At 60.3% G+C, this 8,870-nt stretch carries 5 protein-coding genes and 1 pseudogene; 1 reads left to right on the forward strand and 5 read right to left on the reverse strand.

The window, feature by feature from the left end:
- Positions 1-105, forward strand: a pseudogene (locus C1A35_RS36995) (IS5/IS1182 family transposase); the annotation flags it as partial.
- A 116-nt stretch (positions 106-221) separates the two neighbouring features.
- On the opposite strand, the gene C1A35_RS35370 reads toward C1A35_RS36995, so the two are convergent.
- The 5 genes from C1A35_RS35370 to C1A35_RS35390 form a co-directional block, all read right to left on the reverse strand.
- A complete protein-coding gene (locus tag C1A35_RS35370; protein ID WP_234823141.1) occupies positions 222-1,565 on the reverse strand; it encodes a sigma-54-dependent transcriptional regulator in 1,344 nt (447 codons plus the stop codon).
- A gap of 11 nt (positions 1,566-1,576) precedes the next feature.
- Complete coding sequence (locus C1A35_RS35375; RefSeq protein WP_104668890.1) at positions 1,577-3,538, reverse strand: ATP-binding protein; 1,962 nt, start codon at positions 3,536-3,538, stop codon at positions 1,577-1,579.
- Positions 3,538-3,903, reverse strand: a complete 366-nt coding sequence (locus tag C1A35_RS35380; protein ID WP_104668891.1) for a DUF1850 domain-containing protein — start codon at positions 3,901-3,903, stop codon at positions 3,538-3,540. The genes C1A35_RS35375 and C1A35_RS35380 overlap by 1 nt, the downstream gene beginning before the upstream one ends.
- Positions 3,900-6,017, reverse strand: coding sequence for a TRAP transporter permease (locus C1A35_RS35385; RefSeq protein WP_104668892.1), 2,118 nt, complete (start codon positions 6,015-6,017; stop codon positions 3,900-3,902). Before C1A35_RS35385 ends, C1A35_RS35380 begins: the two co-directional genes overlap by 4 nt.
- A gap of 79 nt (positions 6,018-6,096) precedes the next feature.
- Entirely contained in the window at positions 6,097-7,041 is a 945-nt protein-coding gene (locus C1A35_RS35390) for a TAXI family TRAP transporter solute-binding subunit (protein ID WP_104668893.1), read from the reverse strand.
- Between the last annotated feature and the right edge of the window lie 1,829 nt (positions 7,042-8,870).

The raw sequence follows: 8,870 nt of genomic DNA on the forward strand, positions 1-8,870 counted from the left end.
CGCCTCAAGGATTGGCGCCGCGTTGCCACAAGGTATGACAAGCTCATGCTGAACTTTGCCGCGACATGCTACATCGCGGCAATCGTCACATCGTGGCTCAATTGAGTCTGGAGCCTAAAGCGGAAATCGGCTGGGGCATGGAAGTGACACAACTGCGTTAGCCATGCCTTTGCCTGGATTGCAGCCGCCGCGCGCATCCAAGTTCCGGAGCGCTCAAGGCGCTATTCGGGTTCATCCGCGCGTCTCTTTCGCAGCCCGTCGAGACCGCGGCGGCTCACCTTTTCATTGAGCGTGCGCACCGGAACGCCGAGACTTGCTGCGGCGCGCGAGATATTGCCGGCGTGTCGGTTGAGCGCTTCGGAGATGATATCCGTTTCGTAAGCAGCCAATCGTTGCGGCAGCGACAAACCGGGGTTTTCCGCAACCTCCGCTACGTCGGGCGCCGGCAGTTCGTCAAGCCCGAGGGCAAAGCGTTCCGCAAGGGCCTTCAGTTCACGAACGTTGCCGCGCCAGGCCCGCTGCTCAAGGAGAGATGTCGCCTCGGGCGAAATCGTTCTTTCCGGGCGGCCGTAGCGGCGAGCCGCGAGGTTTGCGAAATGCATGAACAGCAGGCCGATGTCGCCCCGCCGCTGACGAAGCGCCGGTATGCGGATGTCGACGGTTGCCAGCCGATAGAAGAGATCGTCGCGGAAGCGACCCGCCTCAATATCCACTGAAAGGTCGCTTTTGGCTGCGGCAACGACACGCACATCGACAGGGCGCAATCTGTTTTCTCCTAAACGCTCGATCGTTCGCTCCTGCAGCACTCGCAGGATCTTTGCCTGCAGCGGCACTGGCATCGATTCGATCTCGTCGAGGAAAAGCGTTCCGCCGCCGGCATGTTCGAACTTGCCTTCCCGCTCTGTCACAGCCCCGGTGAACGCACCTTTCGCGTGGCCAAAGATCTCACTTTCGAAGATGCTCTCGGGCAATGCGGCGCAATTGACAGCGACGAAAGGACCGCCCGAGCGACGGCTCTGCTGGTGCAACGCCCGCGCCACAAGTTCTTTGCCTGTTCCTGTTTCTCCGATGATCAGAACATCGATGTCGACGTCGGAAAGGACGGTGACGCGCTCACGCACATCGCGGATTGCCGCGCTGTCGCCGACAATACCTCCTTTATCCTTACCCTCGTCGACAATTCCCTGCAGACGCCCGATCTCCTGTTTCAGACGGCGCTTCTCTACTGCCTTGTCGAGCATTGAAAGCAGCCGTTCGGCATCGTACGGCTTCTCGAGGAAGTCCTCCGCTCCCTGCTTCATCGCATGCACCGCGAGGTTCACATCGCCATGCGCCGTGATGAGAATGACTGGGATGTCGCTTTTGTGACGGGTGATCGAGTTCATGAGTGTCACCCCGTCTATGCCGGGCATGCGCACATCCGTAACCACCACATCCGGGTCGTGCCGTAGCAGGAACTGAAAGGCCTCTTCCGCTCGATGGAAGGCGTCGACACAAAAGCCACTCACCGAAAGCCAGTCTGTCGCGGCCTTGAGGAGGTCGTGATCGTCATCGACCAGAAGCACATGTCCGCGGCTCACTGCGCGGCCTCCATATTGACGCCTTCTCGTTTTGCGAGTGGAACCGAAATTGTCGCGCAAGTTCCTCCGCCAGGCGCTTGCGAAAATCCGATCTCTCCACCGCATTCCCGTACGATCGTCGTCGCGATCGATAGCCCGAGCCCCAGGCCTTCACCCGTCAGCTTGGTGGTGAAGAAGGGCTCGACGATGCGCTCGCGATGTTCCGGCGCAATCCCCGTCCCATTATCGATGAACTCTACCTTCACGCGCTGATCGTCCTCGGTTCGGCGAATGATGATCGAGGGGGCGTGGCGGCCCTCGACCGCATCAAGCGCGTTGAGCAAGAGGTTCAGCATTGCCTGTTCCAGTTTGAGCGCGACAGCATTGACGACCGGGGAAGGAGCGTGCGCAACGATGCGCAGGGACACGCCAAGGCTCGTTGCCTTGGGGGCGGCGAGATCGACCGCGTTGCCGATAACCGCGTCTATAGCGACATCCTCGAGCTCCGAGGCATCTTTTCTCGCAAAGGTCTTAAGGTGTTTGACGGTGCGCTGCATGCGTTTGACGAGTGCGCGGGCATCGAGAAGACGTGTCCCCACAGCATGGGCTTCGCCCTTCTCGGCGAAAACACCAGCGGTCGCGAGCGTGGCGTCAAGCGCGGCGAGCGGTTGGCTCACTTCGTGCACGATCGCTGCCGACATGCGGCCGAGCGCCGCCATCTTTTCCGAATGGATAATCCCTTCCTGCATGCGTCTAAGTTCGTCTTCGGTCTTCTTGCGCATTTCGACCTCGCAGGCGAGGTCCAGTGTGCGATCGGCCACCATGCGCTCAAGAGTTTCACTCTGACGCAACCGGATTCGGATGGCGTGGGCGCGTTGGTGGAGAAAGTAGAGTGCGCCCGTTGCCGAAAGGCCGGCGATGAGGGTTGAGAGCGCCCAGAAGCCGGCAAGCTGAGCCGTGTTTTCCATGCCGGTTGCCGCCAGCACCCTCCACCCGTCCGGCTCGACTTCTGACAAGCGCGCTAGCAATTGTGCCCCTTCATCGTCGATCCGAATGGCCGGTCCTTCTGGTCCTGCCGAAGCCAGGTCCGCGGCGGTCGAAAGGATCGGTTGGCTTGCTGCAAGATCGACGCCTTCGTAAGTGCGCTCGGCGTCTATTCTGGCTGTGGCGGCTTCGCCAAGCGCCACGAGCGGCCGGTATTTCCATCGCGGATTACCGGTGAGAAAAACGATGCCCCAGCGGTCTGCAATCGCCGTTTGAACGCCGGCGGCTTCCCAGGCAAATTCAAGAGGGGAGAGGTCCGCCTTGACCACGACAACGATCGGCGGCCGGCCCGCAACGTCGATACGAGAAGCCAGAAAATAACCCGGTCTCTTCGTCGTAACCCCAATTGCATAAAAGCGTCCATCGCCATCACGCATGGCATTTCGGAAGTAGGGCCGGAAACTATAGTCATGGCCGACGAAGCTCTCCGGGGTTTTATGATTGCTTGCGGCTAAGGTGGTGCCGTTCTCGTCGAGGATGTAGAGCTCGGCAGGGCCCGCCTGACGCACGATCGTTTCCAGGTAATCGTTTGCGGCTGCAACCACCGGCGCGCCGCGTTCGCCCGATGCGAGTGCGCGAATGCGCGCATCCTGGCCGACCACCAGGGGAAGATAACGAAAACGCTCGATTTCCGTCGCGATAGCGCGGTTGGTGACAACCAGGCTGCGCTGAAGCTGGCCGTCGAGGTTTCCGAGCGCTACGCCGTTTGCAAGGTAATACGAAATGAATGGTGCAATGCATGTCAGGACGAGCATTGCGATGGTCATACGGCCGATGGTACGCGTCATCCTCGGATCGATCCGCTTGCTGTTCTTGTAGGTCGACCTTACCGCCACAGCCGCAGCACGAGAACTGGATAATTGCGATGCCTTGCCCTCCGTTTCTCGACAAGTTTCTCTTGTTCCTTCGGTGCCATGGGTGCGCCAGCCCATCATCACTTTCCACAGGGCCGCAGAACGATGGGCTCCCCGCTCCTGCGGCCGAGCTCCGTGCAACTGCTGATGTCGCAAAGTGTCCAGCCCGAAAGTGTTGAGCCCGATGCTGCAAGCACGAGTTCGGGTAACGGCGGAAGGTGGGGGTGCCATACCCACCAGCCGTCTTCGAGCCGCGCGCCGTCGCCCGGTTCCATGCCGGCACCCGATCCTTTCACTCTTGCCTCCTGCAGGACCAGCCCCTCACCGGTTACCGCCCAGCTTTCCTGCCATCCGGCCCTTTCCACGGAGTGGGTCCAGCCGAGGGTAAAGACGCCAGCTGCTATGGCGATCGCCTTGCCGCCGGATATGCAAAGCAGGGCGCTCATACCGCTCTCGGTGTGGTCGTTGCCGGCTCCGATTTCGCCGCCCTTGCCTTGCGCCAGACGAGAAGCGCAAAAAGCGCGGCGAGCGCGAAGCCTGCCTCGTCGGTTGTCGGCAGTGCTGCCAGCATGCTGAACGAGGCAGCGGCCGCCACGGCTCGCTCCAATGGGGAGAGCCGAACCGCGGCAAACCCGATCACCGCCGCACCCCAAAGGCCAACGGCAAGGCCAGTCTTGAAAACGATATAGGCGACCGCCGCCGGATAACCCATGCTCGCTGCCAGCGGTCCTCCGTCTTGGAGCATGAGCGCCGGGGAGTAGACGGCCATGAACGGAATAACGAAACCGGCTGCTGCGACCTTGATCGCCTCGAGTGAAATCTTGAGGCCGCTTTCGCGCGCGATGGGTGCTGCGGCAAAACAGGCGAGCGCCACTGGTGGCGTCAGATCGGCAAGGATGCCGAAGTAGAATACGAACATGTGGCTGACGATCAGCGGCACCCCAAGTTCCAGCAATGCTGGGCCCGCGATCGATGATGTGATGATGTAGTTCGGGATCGTCGGGATGCCCATCCCAAGAACAAGGCAGGTAACCATTGTCAGCAGAAGGGACAAGAAGAGGCTTTTGCCGCCGACAGAAACGATGAACTGGCCGAAGGTGTTTGCGGCACCGGTCAGCGTCATGGTGCCGATGATGATGCCGACGAGGGCACAGGCGATTGCAACCGGCAGAGCAGTCTTGGCACCCTCCGCCAGGGCATCGCGACAAGTGACGAGCGTCTCCCGGCCCCCTTTGGCCGCAGCGTTCGCAGCGATCAGTGCGGCGAGCGCAACCACGATGACCGCGATGCCGAACTGGAAGAACGCCGCGGCGATGAGACCCAGGCCGATCCAGAAGATGACGCGAATGATGGTTGAGTTGATTCCAAGCGCGATGGAGCTGCCAAGGATAAGCAGCAGCGTGAAGCCAAGGCCGACCGTGCCGGCAAACAGCGGCGTGTATCCGGAAAACAGCAGCCAGACGAGGGCAGCAAGTGGTAGGATCAGGTACCAGCCCTTCGCGATTGCAGCCCTGGCGGATGGAAGTTCGTTTCTTGGCAAACCGAGCAATCCCTGTTTCCCGGCCTCCAGATGCACCATCCAGAACGCAGATGCGAAATACAGGATAGCGGGGATCAGTGCTGCCTTGACGATCTCATGATATTCCACGCCCAGCGTCTCTGCCATGATGAAGGCGACCGCACCCATGACCGGGGGCATAATCTGGCCGCCCATCGATGCGGTAGCCTCCACGCCGCCGGCAAACGCCGCACGATAGCCGAACCGCTTCATCAACGGGATCGTGAACTGGCCAGTCGTCACGACGTTGGCAACGCCCGAACCGGAAATCGTGCCCATCAGGCCGGAGGAAATGATCGATACCTTCGCCGGTCCGCCGCGCCGCGCCCCCACGAGACTAAGCGAGACATCGTTGAAGAGCTGGATCATGCCTGCCTTTTCCAGAAAGGCTCCGAACAGGATGAAAAGGAAGATGTAGCTTGATGAGACCAGGGTCGGAATACCGTAGATGCCTTCGGTCCCATAGGCCATGTGATCGATGACCTGAGAAAAGTCATAGCCTCGGTGATTGAGCGGGGAGGGCAGGTGCTCGCCGAACAGGCAATAGGCCAGGAATATGCCGGAAATGATTGGCAGCGCCGGCCCCATCAAGACCCACGCGGCGGCAAAGACGATCCCGATGCCGAGCACGCCAAAGAAGATGTCGAGCGGCAACGGGTCACCCGCCCGCACGAGAAGATCGGCGTACTCGTAGCACTGATAGAATGCGACGGCCATTCCCACGGTGGAAAGGCCCCAGGCGATTGCTCGTCGCGCCTTGCCCTTGTCAGCCATTGCCGCGAGCAGCGGAAAGATCAGCACGGTGACGAAACCAACATGGATGGCGCGCACGAGCTGGCTCGGGGGGTCGATGAGGTGAGCGGCCGTGGCGATCTGAAAGATTGAGAACAGGAAAGCGATCGCAAAGAGCAGCCGCCCCTCATTCGTCGCCGGAAACGCACCGGCGAGCGCGTCGTGCTTGCTCAAATCGACGGCCGTGCCGCCAGTGTCATTGTCGCGCATTATCGTCCTCCCGGAAAATCTCGCTTTGAAGTGGTCCGTGCGCCATTCCTCCATCGCCGCATGGACCACCCCAAACCCCTCAGAGCAGCCCTTTTTCCTTGTAGTAGCGTTCAGCGCCCGGATGCAGCGGGATCGGCATGCCCTTGATGGCTTCCTCGAGCTTGATCTTCTCGGCGGCCTTGTGAGCCGCTGCCATGGCCGGGAGATTCTCAAACAGTTGCTTTGTCATCTGATAGGCGGTCTCTTCGGAAACCTCGGAATGGGTGACGAGGAAGTTCACAACCGCGACGGTCGGAACATCCGCTTCCTGCCCCTGATAGAGTCCAGCTGGCACGGTCGCTGCGATATAGGGTGCGCCGAGCTTGGTCGCGATATCCTCTGGCACCGATACCATCGTCACGTCGAGCGAAGTCGCCAGATCCTTGAACGAGGAGACGCCCAGTCCTGCCGATTGGAGCGTAGCATCGAGCTGCCGATTTTTCATCAGTTCCACCGATTCAGCAAACGGCAGGTACTCGGTCTTTCCCAGATCCTCGTAGCTCATGCCGGCTGCCGAGAGGATCGCGCGCGCGTTGAGCTCGGTGCCTGATTTCGGAGCCCCGACCGAAAGGCTCTTGCCTTTGAAATCGGCGAGCGTGGCGATACCCGATTCCTTCGACGCCATGATCTGGATATAGTTCGGGTAGATGGCGGCGATCCCGCGCAATTTGTCGAGAGGCGCCTTGAAGCCGGCCTCGGCATTGCCCTCCCAGGCAAGCTTGACGGAATCGCCAAGCGCAAAGGCGATTTCGCCGCGGCCCTGCTGGAGCAGATTGAGGTTCTCGACCGAAGCCTTGGTCGCCTGGACCTGGGTGCGAACCCCGCCAATCTTATCGCCATAGATTTTCGATAGTGCGACCCCAAGCGGATAGTAAACGCCCGAGGTGCCGCCGGTCAGAACGTTGACGAACTCGTCAGCCTTTGCGGATGACAAAGGCAGGGCGATGGAAATGGTGGTGATGGCCGCAATCGCGGCACGTTTCATGAGACTTTTCATGCACATTCCTCCCGTTGTGTTCGGGGACGTAATCTCTCCCGTTTACGCCCCTCCCAATCTCAGCAAGAACTGGGCCAAACACGATACCTTCAATTCCCTGGCGCCTTCTCGATCCCGTCGGTATCATCGGGCAAAATTCCGCCGGCCCCGATTTCACATCGGCAAAAACTTGCCTGACTAGTAGTTTGTATCCGAGCCCACATGTGATCGACCGATGATTGAGTGCTTGTCGCAGCGCGCTCGGCGGCGAAGGGCTCCGACCGCCGCACGGATTATGCGACTGCATGCCAAACCGCCCCCGAAGTTTGTTTTCGCGCAAGAGCGGCGTTGGCAAAAAAAAGTTCATGACTCGAAAAAGGAAGTACTATTGTTTCTTCGCAGAACGGGAAGGAGAACCGATGAAAGATCATGAGCAGTTTCCCATCGCGCGGCGTATTGGGACGATATTGGGTTTTGCCGTCACTGTTGTTGCTTGGGGCCTTTCGTTGGGGCCCTTGGTGTACCACTATCTTTAAGGACGGTAGTTCGGAACTGGCGATCGGACCGGTAGCGCCGGTCACCCGCCATATCGGACACTTTGCGTCGTTCGTACCCCTCCCGGTTCTTATCGCGCGGCTACTTGGGCAGCGTGACACCGGGCCTCCTCAAGCGCGTCGGCCTTCCCGAACGCCTCAAGGATCCTGCGCCCAGTGGCGACTTACACGAGGATGGGAACGGTCAGCGGTCTCAACCGCCTTCACGGTTACGGTCAATGATCGAACCTGTTCCGGCCAGCACCTTTGCCGCTGCGCGTGCCGCGTCTACGGTCCGCCGGAGCTTCGCTCACCCAACGCGTCGACATCCTGTACGCAGGGCGGCTACGAACGAGCGAAATACCAGGCAATGCTACCCAGGATCTGGGCGAGCCCAAGAGCGCAGATGGCCGCAAGCGCGATTAACTGCCTTTTGGACAGCCTGGGTTGAGGACGCCGCCTGTTCATGATGCCATGATATACATTATTTCGCAGCCACTACCAGGCGTATACTCAGTCGCCCAGGACGAGAACGTCCGGTATCGCGAAGCGCTGAGCCCCGAGCATGGCCAAGACTCCTAGCGAGAAGCCACAGTCTAGCATTCCCATTGCATCAGGTCGCCGGCCCGAAGTTGCAATGATCGGCCTGCGAGACGAATAGCATATACTCCCGATGGAGAGCCAATGCAAAGGCGAGGAAACCAATCCAACCCCTTCGCGACGTTCGCTGCGGCGCTCCGGCACGGCTTGCGGGGTGTTCCTCGCTGCCGTTCATGGGAGACAACTTCTTCCACGCTGGATTGGTAGGGTTGGATGTATGATTTTGGGCAGGTCTCGCCGGGAACGGGTCATCGGCCGCATAGCAGGCTCCTCAGCCGAAGATGCGCCATGACTGCAGCCGCGCGAGATCTTCGAGGAGGCCGCAAAATGAGAATACTAGCAAGTCTGGCAGTGGGGCAACTCTCGTCGCCGGTACGCCCGCCAATGCAACCTCGGGACCTGGATGCCTGGTCATCGTCAACGTTGCTGCCGGCGACGCCCTGAACGTCCGCGCGCGTCCTTCGCCTTCGTCACCTATCGTCGACCGACTTGTCCCCGCAAGGCACGGGATCGTTCACCTGGGTGGTAGATGTGAACCCCTTTCAGTCAGTTGGGGTAGCCGCTGGTGCCCGATCATGCACTATAGCGGATCGCGTCCCGTGAGGTGGTGTAGCAGACGGCATTGGTCGCCGTGCTCTCCGGCATGGACCGGGATGATCAGCGCGCCACGGCTGGCAGGCTGATGAGCGGATCATCGCTCATCTG

Source organism: Ensifer adhaerens, assembly GCF_002940685.1.
GTDB classification, from domain to species: Bacteria; Pseudomonadota; Alphaproteobacteria; order Rhizobiales; family Rhizobiaceae; genus Ensifer; species Ensifer adhaerens_E.